General features: G+C 68.2%; 14 protein-coding genes. 7 read left to right on the top strand and 7 right to left on the bottom strand.

Translation table 11 applies throughout. From position 1 onward, the window contains the following. The first annotated feature begins 142 nt into the window (after nt 1-142). Entirely contained in the window at nt 143-1,402 is a 1,260-nt protein-coding gene (locus DFO45_RS11735) for a multicopper oxidase family protein (RefSeq protein ID WP_166657108.1), read from the top strand. Between the two features lie 51 nt (nt 1,403-1,453). On the opposite strand, the gene DFO45_RS11730 is transcribed toward DFO45_RS11735, so the two are convergent. After that, nucleotides 1,454-2,953: an NAD(P)H-hydrate dehydratase gene (locus DFO45_RS11730; RefSeq protein ID WP_133865012.1), complete on the bottom strand. Its 1,500-nt coding sequence runs from the start codon at nt 2,951-2,953 to the stop codon at nt 1,454-1,456. A 217-nt stretch (nt 2,954-3,170) separates the two neighbouring features. Between DFO45_RS11730 and DFO45_RS11725 the strand changes: the two genes are divergently transcribed. Then, nucleotides 3,171-3,509 carry a P-II family nitrogen regulator gene (locus DFO45_RS11725; protein ID WP_012170130.1) on the top strand — a complete coding sequence of 113 codons (339 nt, stop codon included), beginning with the start codon at nt 3,171-3,173 and terminating at the stop codon, nt 3,507-3,509. A gap of 53 nt (nt 3,510-3,562) precedes the next feature. Beyond that, a complete protein-coding gene (gene glnA / locus DFO45_RS11720) occupies nt 3,563-4,972 on the top strand; it encodes a type I glutamate--ammonia ligase (protein WP_012170129.1) in 1,410 nt (469 codons plus the stop codon). Nucleotides 4,973-5,095: 123 nt separating this feature from the next. Here the strand turns inward: glnA and DFO45_RS11715 are convergent, their stop codons facing one another. Together DFO45_RS11715 and DFO45_RS11710 are read right to left on the bottom strand one after the other, a co-directional pair. Continuing rightward, nucleotides 5,096-5,443, bottom strand: coding sequence for an AzlD domain-containing protein (locus tag DFO45_RS11715; protein ID WP_133865011.1), 348 nt, complete (start codon nt 5,441-5,443; stop codon nt 5,096-5,098). Further along, nucleotides 5,440-6,186 carry an AzlC family ABC transporter permease gene (locus tag DFO45_RS11710; RefSeq protein WP_245518043.1) on the bottom strand — a complete coding sequence of 249 codons (747 nt, stop codon included), beginning with the start codon at nt 6,184-6,186 and terminating at the stop codon, nt 5,440-5,442. The genes DFO45_RS11715 and DFO45_RS11710 overlap by 4 nt, the downstream gene beginning before the upstream one ends. A 195-nt stretch (nt 6,187-6,381) precedes the next feature. Here DFO45_RS11710 and pabB point away from each other — a divergent pair, with 195 nt between their 5' ends. Genes pabB through DFO45_RS11695 form a run of 3 tightly spaced genes read left to right on the top strand, consistent with a single transcriptional unit; the run spans nt 6,382 to nt 9,175 of the window. Continuing rightward, a complete protein-coding gene (pabB, locus tag DFO45_RS11705; protein ID WP_245518042.1) occupies nt 6,382-7,773 on the top strand; it encodes an aminodeoxychorismate synthase component I in 1,392 nt (463 codons plus the stop codon). Next, on the top strand, nt 7,770-8,555 hold the full coding sequence (locus DFO45_RS11700) for an aminotransferase class IV (RefSeq protein WP_133865009.1): 786 nt from the start codon (nt 7,770-7,772) through the stop codon (nt 8,553-8,555). Before pabB ends, DFO45_RS11700 begins: the two co-directional genes overlap by 4 nt. Next, nucleotides 8,552-9,175, top strand: a complete 624-nt coding sequence (locus DFO45_RS11695; protein ID WP_245518041.1) for a GNAT family N-acetyltransferase — start codon at nt 8,552-8,554, stop codon at nt 9,173-9,175. The genes DFO45_RS11700 and DFO45_RS11695 overlap by 4 nt, the downstream gene beginning before the upstream one ends. A gap of 45 nt (nt 9,176-9,220) precedes the next feature. On the opposite strand, the gene clpA is transcribed toward DFO45_RS11695, so the two are convergent. The 3 genes from clpA to DFO45_RS11680 form a co-directional block, all read right to left on the bottom strand. Further along, the gene (clpA, locus tag DFO45_RS11690) at nt 9,221-11,674 is read right to left on the bottom strand and encodes an ATP-dependent Clp protease ATP-binding subunit ClpA (protein WP_012170123.1); all 2,454 of its coding nucleotides are present in this window, start codon (nt 11,672-11,674) and stop codon (nt 9,221-9,223) included. Between the two features lie 165 nt (nt 11,675-11,839). Continuing rightward, nucleotides 11,840-12,205: an ATP-dependent Clp protease adapter ClpS gene (gene clpS, locus DFO45_RS11685; RefSeq protein WP_208299780.1), complete on the bottom strand. Its 366-nt coding sequence runs from the start codon at nt 12,203-12,205 to the stop codon at nt 11,840-11,842. Nucleotides 12,206-12,560: 355 nt separating this feature from the next. Then, nucleotides 12,561-12,890 carry a phasin family protein gene (locus DFO45_RS11680; protein WP_012170121.1) on the bottom strand — a complete coding sequence of 110 codons (330 nt, stop codon included), beginning with the start codon at nt 12,888-12,890 and terminating at the stop codon, nt 12,561-12,563. Nucleotides 12,891-13,183: 293 nt separating this feature from the next. On the opposite strand from DFO45_RS11680, the gene DFO45_RS11675 reads away from it, so the two are divergent. After that, nucleotides 13,184-14,887 (top strand): serine hydrolase, encoded by a 1,704-nt coding sequence (locus tag DFO45_RS11675; protein ID WP_133865007.1) that lies wholly within the window; start codon nt 13,184-13,186, stop codon nt 14,885-14,887. Nucleotides 14,888-14,900: 13 nt separating this feature from the next. Here the strand turns inward: DFO45_RS11675 and DFO45_RS11670 are convergent, their stop codons facing one another. Next, nucleotides 14,901-15,620: a DnaJ domain-containing protein gene (locus DFO45_RS11670; protein WP_012170119.1), complete on the bottom strand. Its 720-nt coding sequence runs from the start codon at nt 15,618-15,620 to the stop codon at nt 14,901-14,903. Nucleotide 15,621 lies beyond the last annotated feature (1 nt).

Below are 15,621 nucleotides of genomic sequence, written 5' to 3'. Positions count from 1 at the left end.
GCGGAGGCAGCCGCATGGTGTGCCGGCCCGGGGCGTCATATCCCGCGGGACCACACAATGGTGCCACCAATCGCCACTTGCCCTTTGGGATGCGGCGAGGGAAGGTCGCGGCGCACTTTCAAAAAGTTGCGGAGCGATCGTCTTGCGCGTCCCAGCCTTCTCCCGCCGCGCGGCCCTTTCCGGCGCCGCCGCCTTGACCCTGAGCGGCCTGCTGCCGCGCCTGGCCTTCGCACAGTCGGCCGCAGCGCCGGTCTCGCTGAAGGCAGCCACCGCCGACCGCATCGAGCTCGCTGGTGCCGGGCCCATCGACCTCTTCGAGGGCGGGCTCCCCGGTCCGTTGCTGCGGGTGAAGAAGGGAGAGACGCTTTCGGTTGCCGCCGCCAACGCGCTCAAGGCGCCCATGGACGTAACCTGGCACGGCGTGCGCGTCCCCAACGCGCTTGATGGCGTGCCCGGCCTCACCGGCCCGGCCATCGCGCCCGGCGCCAGCCGCTCCATCAGCTTCACGCCGCCGGATGCCGGCACCTTCTGGTATCACGCGTTCGACGCCGCACAGACCCGCCGGGCGCTCGCCGGCGCGCTGATCGTGGAGGAGCCCGGCCCCTCCCCCTTCGGCGCCGACCACACGCTGCTCATCCAGACCTGGGCGCCGGACCCGGTGCTCGGCATGCCGCTCATCACCGTGAATGGCGCGGTCTCGCCCACCCTTCAGGCCCCCTCCGCCGCCCGCGCGCGGCTGCGTCTCATCAATGCCTCGGTGGACTTCCTCAAGCTCCATGTGGTGGATGCCCAGAGCTGGGTCATGGCCATCGACGGCCAGCCGACCTCCCCTTTCGTACTGAAGGACGGGCGGGCGCAACTGGTGCCGGGCGGGCGCATCGACCTCGCGCTGGACGTCAACCTGAGTGGCGGCGCGGGCGACCCCATCATCCTTGAGATCGAGACGCCGAAGGCGCCGGTGCAACTGGCGCTGATCGCCCCCGTGGGAGCCAGCACCGCGCCGGCCCCGACCGCGACGCCCGCCGCCCTGCCCGCCAATGCCCTGCCGACCGAGATCCCGCTTCAGGGCGCGACACGGGCGGAACTGGCCCTCGGCCCCGGCGCGGCGAACCTCGCCAGCCTGCCGACCCTGTTCTCGGTCGCGGCGGGCAAGTCCGCCGTGGTGACGCTGGCGAACAAGCTGGAGGAGCCGGTGGCCGTGCATTTCCACGGCATGCCGGTGCGCGTGCTGGACGGCGCGGACGACGGCTGGAAGCCCTGGTGGCACGACACCGTGCCTGTGCCGGGCAAGGCCACCGTGCGCGTGGCCTTGCGGCCCGATGCTGCCGGCAAATGGGCCATCCTCGGCCAGAAGGGCGGCTCGACGGAGATCGTCGCGGCCGCTGCCTATGAGGTGAAGTGAGGCGCCCTTCTGACCGCCGTTCCGATGCCCCGGAACCGACCGGGGCATCTCTCATCCGGCGCGCGCCCCCAAAGCCTCGAACAGCGCCGCATAAACTTTGGGCAGGGCTTCCGGCAGATCGTCGGCGATGAGGCCGGGGCCGGCCTGGCGGGCGGCCTCCCCATGCAGCCAGACCGCCGCCGCCGCCGCCTCGAAGGCCGGCATCCCCTGCGCGAGAAGGCCGCCGAGGATGCCGGCGAGCACATCCCCCGCCCCGGCCGTGGCAAGGAAAGGCGGCGCATTCTCCGCGATGCTGGCGCGCCCGTCCGGTGCCGCCACCACCGTATCCGCCCCCTTGAGCACCACCACGGCCTTCAGCGCCTGCGCCGCCGCGCGGGTCCGCGTCAGCTTGTCGGCGTCGGCGGGAATGAGGTCGGTGTCGGCGAAGAGGCGGGCAAACTCGCCCTCATGGGGCGTGATGACGGCGGCCTTGGCGCCCGCGATCCGCTCGGCCAGCGCCTGCGGCGCCCCGGCATAGCTCGTCAGCGCATCGGCATCGAGCACGAGGCTGCGATGCTCGGCCACCGCCGCCTCCACCATGTCGCGCGTCTCATCGCCCACGCCGAGGCCGGGTCCCAGGACGACAGAGGAATAGCGGTGATCCACCAGGAGATCGCTGAGATCGCCGCTGTTCTCCACGTGCCGGACCATCAGCGCCGCATAGGAGGCGGCGTGAACGAGGGCCGCGCCTTCAGGACAGGCGACCGTGACGAGCCCCGCTCCCGCCCGCAGACAGCCGCGCGCGGCGAGCCGCGCCGCCCCAGCCGTCCAGCGCCCGCCGCTCATCACCACCGCATGGCCGCGCCCGTATTTGTGTCCCTCGACGGTAGGAACCGGGAAATGCGCGCCCCAAAGGTCCGGGTCATTGGCGCTGGTGCGGGGCGCGATCTCCGCGAGCACACTGTCCGGGATGCCGATGTCCGCGACGCGGACCTTGCCGCAGAGCCCCCGCCCCGGCAGCAGCAGATGCCCCGGCTTGCGTCGGAAGAAGGTGACCGTCTCCACTGCCGGCGCCGCCGCGCCGTGCACGGCGCCCGTCGCGCCATCGACGCCCGAGGGCAGGTCCACGGCGATGACCGGCTTGCCGCTCTCGCCCATCCGCTCCACGAGCGCCCGCGCATCGCCTTCCAGATCGCGCGCGAGGCCGGCGCCGAACAGCGCATCCACGATGAGGTCGGCCTGCGAGAGATCCGCCTGCACGGCATCCTCCACCGGTCCCGTCCAGCGGCCGGCAGCCAGCGCCGCATCGCCCTTGAGCGCCTCGATGCTTCCGAGCAGCGCGAGGCGCACGCGGAAACCGCGCTGGGCGAGGATGCGGGCGGCCACGAAGCCGTCGCCGCCATTGTTGCCGGGACCGCAGAGGACGAGCACGCGGGAGGTGAGCGGACGCCGCGCCACCACGTCGGCCACCGCCGCACCGGCTCGGTCCATGAGGGTGATCCCGGGCGTGCCCTGCGCGATGGTCGTCCGGTCGGCGATCGCCATTTCACCTGGATCGAGAAGCTCGCTCATACCGCCCTCCGCATCACCCTGCCTAAAAGGCATCCATACACAGAATTTCCGCCCGCGAAATGTCGCCTATTTTGCGGGCACATCGCATACTATTTAGGCAGACAACACCATCCACAGCTGTGACGATCTCTGCAATGGCACGAATGGCATACATCGTGCTTACAGTTGTGCGGCTCGCCCAATCGGCGGAGAGGACGGGCCACGGGAGACGGAGCGCATGAAGAAGATCGAGGCGATCATCAAGCCCTTCAAGCTCGATGAAGTGAAGGAGGCCCTTCAGGAAGTCGGCCTGCAAGGTATCACGGTCACCGAGGCAAAGGGGTTCGGTCGCCAGAAGGGCCATACCGAGCTTTATCGCGGCGCCGAATATGTGGTGGACTTCCTGCCCAAGGTGAAAATCGAGGTGGTGCTCGCCGACGACATGGTCGAGAAGGCGGTGGAAGCCCTGCTCCGCGCCGCTCAGACCGGACGCATCGGCGACGGCAAGATCTTCGTGTCCAGCATCGAGGAAGCCATCCGCATCCGCACCGGCGAGACCGGGCTCGACGCCATCTGATCTCCTCTCCCAGCCCTTACCTACCTTTACCTTCAGGAAAGGCGTTTACTCAAATGAAGACGGCCAAGGAAGTCCTCGACTTCATCAAGTCGAACGACGTGAAATACGTCGACCTGCGCTTCACCGATCCGCGCGGCAAGTGGCAGCACGTGACCTTCGACATCACCATGGTCGACGAGGACTTCTTCGCCGAAGGCCAGGCCTTCGACGGCTCGTCCATCGCCGGCTGGAAGGCCATCAACGAGTCCGACATGCTCCTGATGCCGGACGTCACCACCGCCTGCGTCGATCCCTTCTTCTCCGAGACCACCCTCTCGGTGGTGTGCGACGTGCTCGAGCCGACCACCGGCGAGCCCTACGGCCGCGACCCGCGCGGCATCGCCAAGAAGGCGATGGCCTACCTGCAGTCCACCGGCATCGGCGACACCGTGTTCTTCGGCCCCGAGGCCGAGTTCTTCATCTTCGACGACGTGAAGTTCAAGGCCGACCCGTACAACACGGGCTTCAAGCTGGACTCCATCGAGCTGCCGACCAACGGCGACACCGACTATGAAGGCGGCAACCTCGGCCACCGCATCAAGACCAAGGGCGGCTACTTCCCGGTGCCCCCGCTCGACAGCGCCCAGGACATGCGCTCCGAGATGCTCGCCTCCATGGCCAAGATGGGCGCCAAGGTCGAGAAGCACCACCACGAGGTGGCTTCCGCCCAGCACGAGCTCGGCCTGAAGTTCGGCCAGCTCGTCACCATGGCCGACCACCTGCAGGTCTATAAGTACTGCATCCATCAGGTCGCCAACATCTATGGCAAGACCGCGACCTTCATGCCCAAGCCCGTCTATGGCGACAACGGCTCGGGCATGCACGTCCACCAGTCCATCTGGAAGGACGGCAAGCCGCTCTTCGCTGGCGACAAGTATGCCGACCTGTCGCAGGAGTGCCTGTGGTACATCGGCGGCGTCATCAAGCACGCCAAGTCGCTGAACGCCTTCACCAACCCGCTGACCAACTCCTACAAGCGTCTGGTCCCGGGCTATGAGGCCCCGGTGCTGCTGGCCTATTCGGCCCGCAACCGCTCGGCGTCCTGCCGCATCCCCTACACGAACAACCCGAAGGCCAAGCGCGTCGAGGTCCGCTTCCCCGATCCGGGCGCGAACCCCTACCTCGCCTTCTCGGCCCTGTTCATGGCCGGCATGGACGGCATCCTAAACAAGATCGATCCCGGTTCGGCCATGGACAAGGATCTGTACGATCTGCCCCCGGCCGAGCTGAAGCAGATCCCGACCGTCTGCGGCTCGCTCCGCGAGGCGCTCGAGTCGCTCGCCAAGGACCACGACTACCTGCTCAAGGGCGACGTGTTCCAGAAGGACTTCATCGAGTCCTACATCGACCTCAAGATGCAGGAAGTCGCTCGCTTCGAGATGACCCCGCACCCGGTCGAGTTCGAGATGTACTACTCGGTCTGATGCCGTTCGCGCTGGCTTCACGGCCAGCGCGTCCGCATCGACCGGAGACCTTTACGGGTCTCTCCCAGACTGGGGCGCCTTCGGGCGCCCCTTTTGTTTGCAGCGTTCGGGATCAGGCCGGCTTCAGTGGATGCCGAGCCACCAGATGCCGCCGAGCAGCACCACCTGCGCGGCTAACACGCCCGCCAGCACCGAGCGGCGGATGAGGAGGAAGGCGAGGACGCCTGCCCCCACCGAGGCGAGGCGCAGCGACAGCGGCACCTCCGCCAGCGCGCCCGTGGGCATGAAGACGAGGCGGCCCACCACGGCGGCGAGCAGCGCCGTCGCCACCGCCTTGATCCAGTGGAAGAGTTCGCTCCCCGCCTCCACCCGGCGGCCGGCGACCACCGCCAGCCAGCGCCAGATCTCGGTCGGCAGGAAACCCACCACGATCACGATGAGGGCCGCCACGAGGGCGTTGTCGTAGATCATGCCGCCCTCCGCTTCAGGAGCCTGGCGATGCCATAAGCGAGCGTGCCGCCGCCGACGCCGCCGATCATCAGGTCCATGCCGCCATCGAGCCCGGCCACCAGCGGTGCCGAGGCGAGGCCGAACGCCAGCGCCATCCAGTCCAGCGCCGTGCGGGAATTGCGCACCATGAGGATGGTGAAGGACGCCGGCGTGAGAAACAGCAGGCCCGCGCCGAAGGCCGGCGGCAGGCTGCCCGCCAGTTCGAAGCCCGCCCAGGTGGCCAGCGTGCTCACCCCCACATAGGTGGCGCCCATGGCCAGCGTATAGGCTGGACGCCCCTCCACGGGCACCTTGGGCAGGAGCCGCATGCCCTCCACCCACATGGTCATGGCGACGAAATGGGAGGCGCAGAATTCACCCACCGTCGAGCGGTGACGCCCGCGCGTGAAGGGGGCCAGCGCCACCACCATGGGCAGGAGGCGGATCGAGGAGAGGCCCACTGCCAGGGCAATCGCCGGCAGCGCCGTGCCCGCCGCGAGCCCGCCGATGAGGATGACCTGCGCCGGCAGCGCCCAGATGAAGATGGTGGAGAGCATGCCCGGCAGCAGCGGGAAACCGACGCCATGGAGCAGGCCGCCGAAGCCGATATAGGAGGCGATCAGCACCAGCAGCGGCACCGACATCGCTCCGCGCACGCCGGCCAGCGCATAATGCAGGGCGCCGTGGGACATGGGCGGAGGGGCTTCGGGAACAGTGTCGAGCATGGCGGGGGCTTCGGGCGGTGACGGGACCGGCCTTCGGCAAGGCCGCTGCGTGCTTTAGCATCGGTCCGCCCGGCGCGGCAGGCAACGGGATGCATGGCTTGGCGGGCTGACGTGCGGAGAGGGCTTGCGCCCGCTACCGCAAGGTGAATGTTACGGCACGCGGTGGAATCGCCGCAGCCCGGAGATGCCCCGCCCGTGCACGTGGTCCCCATCGCCTATGGCGATCCCGTCCGCCTGTTCCGAGCCTTTGCGGACGACCCCATGGCCGCCCTGCTGCACAGCGCGGCGCAGGATGGCGCGCGCGGGCGCTATTCCTACATCGCCGCCGAACCTTTCCGGGTCATCGTCGCGGACGCCGACGGTGTGCGGGTGGATGGCGCGTCGGTGGCGGGCGATCCGTTCACCGTTCTGGGTGCGCAGCTCGCCGCCTGTTCGGCACCCGAGGGGCTTGCGCCCGTGCCGTTCGCCGGCGGCGCGGTCGGTTTCCTCGGCTATGAGCTGGGTCGGCATGTGGAGCGCCTGCCGCCGCCGAAGTCGGGGCTGCCCATCCCCGACATGGTGATGGGCCTCTACGACGTGGTCATCGCCTTCGATCATGCGGCGCGGGCGGCCGTCCTGATCTCCACCGGCTTGCCGGAGACGGCCCTTGAGGCCCGGACGGCGCGGGCGCAGGCGCGGGCCGCGCATCTGCTCGCCCGCCTCTCGAAGGCACCGGCCGAGGACAAGCCGCCGGACATCACGGCCCGCGCGGACTGGACGGCAGAACTCTCGCGCGCAGAGATGGAGGCCCGCATCGGCCGCACGGTGGACTACATCCATGCCGGCGACATCTTCCAGGCCAACATCACCCAGCGCTTCCTGAGCCGCCGCCCGGAGGGCCTGTCCGATTACGACCTCTACCGGCGGCTGACCGCCCTCTCCCCCGCCCCCTTCTCGGCCCTGCTCGCCTGCGGGCCGGACCTTTCGCTCATCAGCGCCTCGCCCGAGCGCTTCCTGAAGGTGGCGCCCGATGGCGGCGTGGAGACGCGGCCCATCAAGGGCACCCGGCCGCGCGGCGGCACCACGGCCGAGGATGCGGCGCTCGCCGCCGCGCTTCTCGCCAGCGAGAAGGACCGGGCCGAGAATCTGATGATCGTGGACCTCATGCGCAACGATCTCGGCCGTGTGTCACGGCTCGGCAGCGTCGCCGTGCCGGCGCTCTGCGCGCTGGAGACCTTCGCCAGCGTGCATCACCTCGTCTCCGAGGTGCGGAGCGCCCTTGCCCCCGGCCGCGGGCCGGTGGACCTGCTGCGTGCCTGTTTCCCCGGCGGCTCCATCACTGGGGCGCCCAAGGTGCGGGCCATGGAGATCATCCACGAACTGGAGCCCGCGCCGCGCGGGCCCTATTGCGGCAGCGTCGCCTGGATCGGCTTTGACGGCGCCATGGATTCCTCCATCGTCATCCGCACGCTGGTGCGCGCGGGCGAGACCCTGGTGGCGCAGGCAGGCGGCGGCATCGTCGCCGACAGCGACCCTGCGGCGGAATATGAGGAGAGCCTCGTGAAGATCGCACCCCTGCTGAAGGCGGTGGCGGGAGACACGCCATGACGCTGTGGCTGAACGGCGCGCTCGTCGACGCCGCCGCCGCCCGCGTCGCCCCCGGCGATCGCGGCTTCATGCTGGGCGACGGCCTGTTCGAAACCATCGCCGTGCGGGAAGGCGTGCCCCTGCGGTTGTCCGCCCACCTCGCCCGGCTCGCGCGGGGCGCGGAGGTGATCGGCCTGCCGCTGCCGACCTTTGATCTGTCCGCCATCGCAACCGCACTGCTTGCCGCCAACGGTCTCACCGATGCGGTGCTGCGCCTCACCCTCACGCGCGGCGAAGGACCGCGCGGCGTGCTGCCGCCGGAGGCGCCGCAACCGACCCTGCTCGTCACCACCGCGCCCCTGGCGACCCCCGCGCCGCCCGCGCGCCTGATGCTGGCACAGGGCACGCGGCGAAACGAGTTCTCGCCGCTGAGCGGCATCAAGTCGCTGAACTATCTCGACAACATCCTCGCCCGGCAGGAAGCGCAGCGCGCCGGCTACGATGATGCGCTCCTCCTGAACACGCTAGGGCGCCTCGCCGAGAGCACCATCGCCAATCTCTTCGTGAAACGCGACGGCCAGCTTCTCACCCCGCCCCTGTCGGAAGGCGCCCTGCCCGGCGTGATGCGGGCAGAGGTGCTGGCGAGTGGCGCCGTGGAACGGCCGCTGACGCCGGACGATGTGATGACCGCCGAAGAAGTGTTTCTCACCTCCAGCCTCGGGCTGCGCTCTGTCCGGTCCTTCGGGGACCGGGTGTTTTCGAGCTTCGCCGTGGCGGAGCGCCTGCGGACGGAGATCCCATGAGCACGCCCGCCGGCTTTCCCATGCTGGACCTGCCCTATTCCACCCCGCCGGAAGCGCTCATTGGCCCACGCGTGCGCCTGCGGCTGTGGCGCAAGGCGGATTGGGACAGCCTCGCCCAGATGCTGGCGGACCCGGACGTGATGGAACATCTGATGCCGGTGAACGGCCGGGCGGAGAGCGATGCGGTCGCCCAGCGCATCGAGCGCCACTTCGCCGCTTATGGCTTCGGCCTCTGGGCCATGGAGGTGCCGGGCGTCTCGCCCTTCATCGGCTACACCGGCCTCGTGCATGTGCCTTATGCGGCGGCCTTTACCCCGGCGGTGGAGATCGGCTGGCGCATCCAAAAGGCCCATTGGGGCCATGGCTATGTGAGCGAAGCCGCCCGCCTCGCGCTGGCGGATGCCTTTACCCGGTTCGACCTCAAGGAGGTGGTGGCGCTCACCGTTCCCGCCAACACCCGCTCGCAGGCGGTGATGCACCGCCTCGGCATGACCCGCGATCCGGCGGAGGATTTCGACAGCCCGCTGGTGCCGAGCGGCCACCGCCTGAAGCGGCATGTGCTCTATCGGCTGACACGCGCCGCTTTCGAGGCGCAACCCGCTTCAAGCCAGCACCCATGAAAAAGGGCGGCCGAAGCCGCCCTTTGACTGTCTGTGCCGGACCGCTCAGGCCTTGACCAGCGGCACCTTCGGCACCGGGCTGCCCCGGCGCGGGCTGCCGCCGGAGCCGCCGCCCTTCGGCCCGCCCTTGCCGCCGTCCTTGGAGGTGCGGGGCGCTGCGCGCTTGCGGGGCGCCCGCTTGGGAGCGGCCGGCTGGATCTTGTCCGGCTTCGGGGTGATCGGGCCGTCGGGGAACTCGAAGCCGAGCTTCGCCGCCGTGCCCTCGCCCACCACGACGACGCGGACGTGGCCACCATTCTTGAGCCGGCCGAAGAGCACCTCGTCCGCCAGCGGCGTCTTGATGAACTCCTGGATGACGCGGCCCATGGGACGGGCGCCCATCTGCTCGTCGTAGCCGCGATCCACCAGCCAGCGGGTCGCCTCGTCGGACAGGCCGATGGTGACGTTCCGGTCGGCGAGCTGCGCCTCCAGCTGAAGGACGAACTTCTCCACCACCAGCCCGATGATCTCGGGCGAGAGGTGGGCGAAGGGGATCACCGCATCGAGACGATTGCGGAATTCCGGCGCGAAGGTGCGGTTGATCGCCTCCACGTCATCGCCTTCCCGCTTGTTGCGGGTGAAGCCGTAGGCTGCACGGGAGAGGTCCGCCGCACCCGCATTCGTGGTCATGATCAGGATCACGTTGCGGAAGTCCACTTGCTTGCCGTTATGGTCGGTGAGCTTCCCGTGGTCCATCACCTGCAGGAGGATGTTGAAAAGGTCCGGATGGGCCTTCTCGATCTCGTCCAGCAGCAGCACGCAGTGCGGGGTCTGGTCCACGCCATCGGTGAGCAGGCCGCCCTGATCGAAGCCCACATAGCCGGGAGGCGCGCCGATGAGGCGGCTCACGGTGTGGCGCTCCATATACTCCGACATGTCGAAGCGCAGGAGGTTCACGCCGAGGGTCGAGGCCAGCTGCTTGGCCACCTCCGTCTTGCCGACGCCGGTGGGGCCGGAGAACAGGTAGGAGCCGATGGGCTTCTCCGGTTCCCGCAGGCCCGCGCGGGCGAGCTTGATGGAGGAGGCGAGCGCCTCGATGGCCTTGTCCTGCCCGTACACCACGCGCTTCAGCGTGGTTTCGAGGTTGGACAGCATCTCCGTGTCGTCCTTCGAGACGGACTTGGGCGGGATGCGGGCCATGGTCGCGACGGTCGCCTCGATCTCCTTGAGGCCGATGGTCTTCTTGCGCCGCGCCTCGGGCACCAGCATCTGCGCCGCGCCGCTCTCATCGATCACGTCGATCGCCTTGTCCGGCAGCTTGCGGTCATGGATGTAGCGGGCCGACAACTCCACCGCGGCCTTGATGGCCTCGTTGGTGTAGCGCAGCTTGTGATAGTCCTCAAAGTAAGGCTTCAGGCCCTTCAGGATCTCGATGGTGTCCGGCACGGTCGGCTCGGCCACGTCGATCTTCTGGAAGCGACGCACCAGCGCCCGGTCCTTCTCGAAATACTGACGGTATTCCTTGTAGGTGGTCGAGCCCATGCAGCGCAGCGTGCCCGAGGCCAGCGCCGGCTTCAGCAGGTTCGAGGCATCCATGGCGCCGCCCGAGGTGGCACCGGCGCCGATCACCGTGTGGATCTCGTCGATGAACATGATGGCGTTCGGGTAAGCCTCGATCTCCTTCACCACCTGCTTGAGGCGCTCCTCGAAGTCGCCGCGATAGCGGGTTCCGGCGAGCAGCGCGCCCATGTCGAGGGCGAAGATGGTGGCGGTAGCGAGCACTTCCGGCACGTCGCCATTGATGATGCGGCGCGCCAATCCCTCGGCGATGGCGGTCTTGCCGACACCCGGATCGCCCACGAACAGCGGGTTGTTCTTCTGCCGGCGGCAGAGCACCTGGATGGTGCGCTGGATTTCCTTGTCGCGGCCGATGAGCGGATCGATCTTGCCCTCGTGCGCCTTCTTGTTGAGGTTCACGCAATAGGCGTCGAGCGCATCTGCCTTCTTCTTCGGCTCCTCGCCGGACTTGGTCTCGGTCTCGTCCTCGGCGCCCCGCACGGGGCGGCTCTCGGACATGCCGGCCCGCTTGGCGATGCCGTGGGAGATGTAGTTCACCGCGTCGTACCGCGTCATGTCCTGCTCCTGCAGGAAATAGGCGGCATGGCTCTCGCGCTCGGCGAAGATGGCGACCAGCACGTTGGCGCCGGTCACTTCCTCGCGGCCGGAGGACTGGACGTGGATCACCGCGCGCTGGATCACGCGCTGGAAGCCGGCGGTCGGCTTGGAATCGTCGCCTCCGGCCTGCACCAGGTTTTCGAGTTCCGTGTCCACATACTCGACGAGGTTGCGGCGGAGCTTGTCGAGATCGACGTTGCAGGCCCGCATGACCGCAGCCGCGTCCTGATCATCCACCAGCGAGAGCAGCAGGTGCTCGAGAGTCGCATATTCGTGGTGGCGTTCGTTCGCGAGAGCCAGAGCGCGATGGAGCGACTGTTCGAGGCTGCGGGAAAATGTAGGCATCGACACCTCTATCTCGTGCCCTGATCGAGAAGACGGACAGTCCGCCAACTCGAACATGCACGCGCTCCGTAAAACTTCGTACCGACCTCCCCGCTGCGCAACCCCCCAATACATCCACGCGCGGCCTCGTGATGCACCGCAATGGAGATAATCAGGGATGCGCGCTCACTTTTTTTCCATCACGCACTGCAGCGGATGCTGATGTTTGCGGGCAAAATCCATGACCTGCGTGACCTTGGTCTCGGCCACTTCGTAGGTGTAGACGCCGCACTCGCCCACACCATGGTGGTGGACGTGCAGCATGATGGTGTTGGCTTCCTCGCGGCTCTTGGAAAAGAAGCGCTCGAGCACGTGCACCACGAAATCCATGGGGGTGTAGTCGTCGTTCAGCAGCAGAACGCGATAGAGATTGGGCCGTTTCACCTGCGGCTTGGTGCGCGTGATCACGGCTGTCCCGGGTCCGCCCGGACCCCGGCGCTGCTTGTCGTCATCCCCGGCAGCCCGCGGCTGCGGCGCCCGGACGACCGACATGTCTGAAACCATCTCTTGCCCTGTCATCATCGGCTTCTGCGCCCTGTCCGGCAGGCACGGCCCGTGCGGCCACCTTCAGCGCAGACAGAATAATAGGAAGCAGAGCCCCGAAGCGCCAGAGCAGGCAAGGATGGAATTGTGCGCCGGCACGCCCTCAGGCGGCAGTCATGCAAGCCCGCGCACAGCTTGACGCCGAAAGGCGCGCGACGAGGGCGGGCAACCGGGCCAAGCCGGTCGCAGCCCCGCGACTTCGGCAGGACCGTGCGACGGCGCGCCCGGGGCAATAGGGGTTCCGCATCCGCGCCGCTCTCACAGGTGAGCGGACGCCGCGTCGCGGAACCTCATGTCGTTCGGATCAGACAGCCTTGGAGAAGGCCGCTTCGTAGGGCTTGTAGGCTTCCTTGGCGAGGTCCGCATAGAGCTCACCGAGCTTGGAGGTCTCGGCGACCAGCGCCTCGTAGGAGGACTTCAGAAAGCCCTGCTGGATCTCGACCGCCTGCTCGAGCGTCTTGGCGCCCAGCAGCTTCTCGAGAGTGGCAGTGCTCGTCTCGAACGAGGTCTTGGTGTAGTCCGCGAGCTCGACGGCGATCGCCTGCGCGCTCTTCGACACGGCACCGAAGCTGGTCATCGCCAGATCCAGGTTTTCCTTGCCGAACTTCTGGAAATCCACGGGTCCCTGAACCATCGGGTGTCTCCATCCATTTTTGCCGACTGACGCATGAGCGGGTGTCGTCGGCGCTACCTCCCGCAGCCCAAATATCGTGCAACGCACCATAACCGTCAAGCATTTTTGTGCATTGCACAATATGGCATGCAATGTCGGGTTTACGCCTTGGTAACCGCACGTTCTTAGGCTGCATCCAGAGTTCATTCCTGCGGTACGGGCTCGCTGGCTCCCGCGACACATCCAGCTTGAGCTTTACCGCAATGCACCACCAGCCGGGTCCTCCGCCCCGGCCGGGCAGATGGAACAGTTTCATGACCCTTGCGCTCGGCCCCTCTCTCACCCGAAAGTGGCTTGCGGCTGCCCTCGTGGCGGCCCTTGCGGTGACGGCAACAGCAGCCGAGGCGAAGCCGAAGAAGTCGCGGAGCGCCGCGCAGTCCTCGTCCTCCCGCTCCTCGGGCGGCGATGAATATGCCGGCTGGAAGCGCGGCACGGCGGCCATCGTGGTGGATGGCAACACGGGCAAGGTGCTTTACGAGGAGAATGCCGACTCCCTGCGGCATCCTGCCTCCCTCACCAAGATCATGACCCTCTACATGCTGTTCGAGCAGCTTCAGGCCGGCCGGCTCAAGCTCGACAGCGACCTGCCCGTCTCCGCCCATGCGGCGTCCCAGTCGCCCACCAAGCTCAACCTGCGTCCGGGCTCCACCATCGAGGTGGAGGACGCCATCAAGGCGGTCGTCACCCGCTCGGCCAATGACGCGGCCGTGGTCATCGGCGAAGCCATCGGCGGCACGGAATCCAACTTCGCCGAGATGATGACGCGCAAGGCGCGCGCGCTCGGCATGAACAACACCACCTTCCGCAATGCCTCGGGCCTGCCCAACCCCGGCCAGGTCACCACCGCGCGCGACCTCTCCATCCTCGGCCGGGCGATCCAGGACCGCTTCCCGCGGGAGTATCGCTACTTCTCCACCCGCGCCTTCGTGTATCGCGGCGAGACCATCGGCAACCACAACCGCCTGATGCTCCGCATGGAAGGCGTGGACGGCATCAAGACCGGCTACACCAACGCTTCCGGCTTCAATCTGGTGACCTCGCTGCACCGCGACGACCGCTTCCTCGTGGGCGTGGTGCTCGGCGGCTCCAGCGCCAGCTCGCGCGACCAGCGCATGGCCAGCATCCTCACCTCCAACCTGCCGCGCGCCTATGCGGGAGGCCGCGTGGCGCCGAAGGTCATCGAGACCGCCCAGCGCGACGACGAGCCGGCGCCGCGCCCCATGCCCATTCCGGTCGCGGCCCGCCAGAGCGAGCCCGCGCAGGCCGTGGCCCCGCTGCCGCCGCCGCAGCGCGTCGCCTATGCCGCCGCCGATCCGGTGACCACCGCCAGTGTCGCGCCGGTGCGCACCCCGACGCCGGGCTCCGCCGAGCCCATCAAGCCGGTGGCCGTGCGGACCACGACCATCGCCCGTCCCGGCAGCAACCAGATGCCGGCGCCCACCTTCAGCGGCCAGCCCTCCGGAACGCTGGGCTATCTGCCCGCCCAGTCCGCCGCCGCCGCCCAGTCCGACATGGAATCTCCTCCCGGCGACCTGCTGATGGGCCCGCCCCCGGAGCGTGAGACCTCGCCGGTCGCCCATGGCGTGCGCACCGCCTCGGCCGCTCCCGTCGCCCTTCCGGCCGCCACGGTGGCGAGCGCCACCACGCCCGCTCCCAAGCCTGTCCGCGTCGCCTCCACGGGACCTGTCGCGACGCCGCGCAGCGCGCCGCCCCGCTCGGGCTGGATCATCCAGATCGGCGCCTTCGGCGGTGAGAAGGAAGCCCGCTCCCAGCTCGACGCCGCCCGCGGCAAGGCCGGCAAGCTGCTCAAGAGCGCCGATCCCTACACGGAGAAGGTGGAGAAGGGCCGGAGCGACATTTACCGCGCCCGCTTTGCCGGTCTCACGGAAAAGGATGCGAAAGAGGCCTGCCGTTTACTCGAGCGCAACAAATTCGACTGCATGACTCTTCGGAACTGATGTGAGGGAGTCCTCAGCGATGTCGGCGCAGGATCACGTCCTTGGCCTGGTTGACCCGCGAAGCCAGATAGTCCGAGCCCCCCTGGTCGGGATGGAGTTTCTTCATCAGGGTCCGGTGGGCCGCCCGAACCGCCGCCTCGTCGGCTCCGGGCTCAAGACCAAGAACCTGATAGGCCTCCTCTTCCGACATCGCGGTGTCGACAGGTCGGCCACCGCCCATATTCCCCCGACCCGCATCACCCTGAACGTGTTCACGCCAGGCGGGCGCCCGGCGGTCGAGATAAGCTTCGATTAGGCCCAGCGACTGCGGATCGAGCGTCGTCCGGAGCGACAGCAGGGCCGGCAGGTCGAGCGAATCGAGTTCGGTGCCGGCCAAGGGTCCCGCGATGATGCGCCCTGTGAGGGTACCGCTGCGGTGATCGAGCGCCATTTCCAGCATGGCCGAACGCACCCGTGACACACGGGCCGCCCCGCCGCCGAACAGTCCGCCGAGCGCCGATTTCCAGTCCCCGTTGGGGCTGACGCGGCCAAGCAGGGCCAGCCCCACCACCGCCAGCGGAATGGCCGCGCCGATCCGGCCCGTCACCAGCGCTCCCACAGCGCCCGTGAGTGCGAGCCAGGCCCCCGTGCGCATGACGAAGCGCGAGAGCGTCTTGGCGTCCATGCCCGTCCAGAGTTTCAGCACGTAAAGTCCGACGCCGAGCAGCGCGAGACCCGCCAGAACGCTTGCCATT

Origin of the sequence: Azorhizobium sp. AG788 (assembly GCF_004364705.1) — a bacterium.
In the GTDB taxonomy this organism is placed as follows: Bacteria; Pseudomonadota; Alphaproteobacteria; order Rhizobiales; family Xanthobacteraceae; genus Azorhizobium; species Azorhizobium caulinodans.
This window is presented reverse-complemented; position numbering and strand designations above follow the sequence as displayed.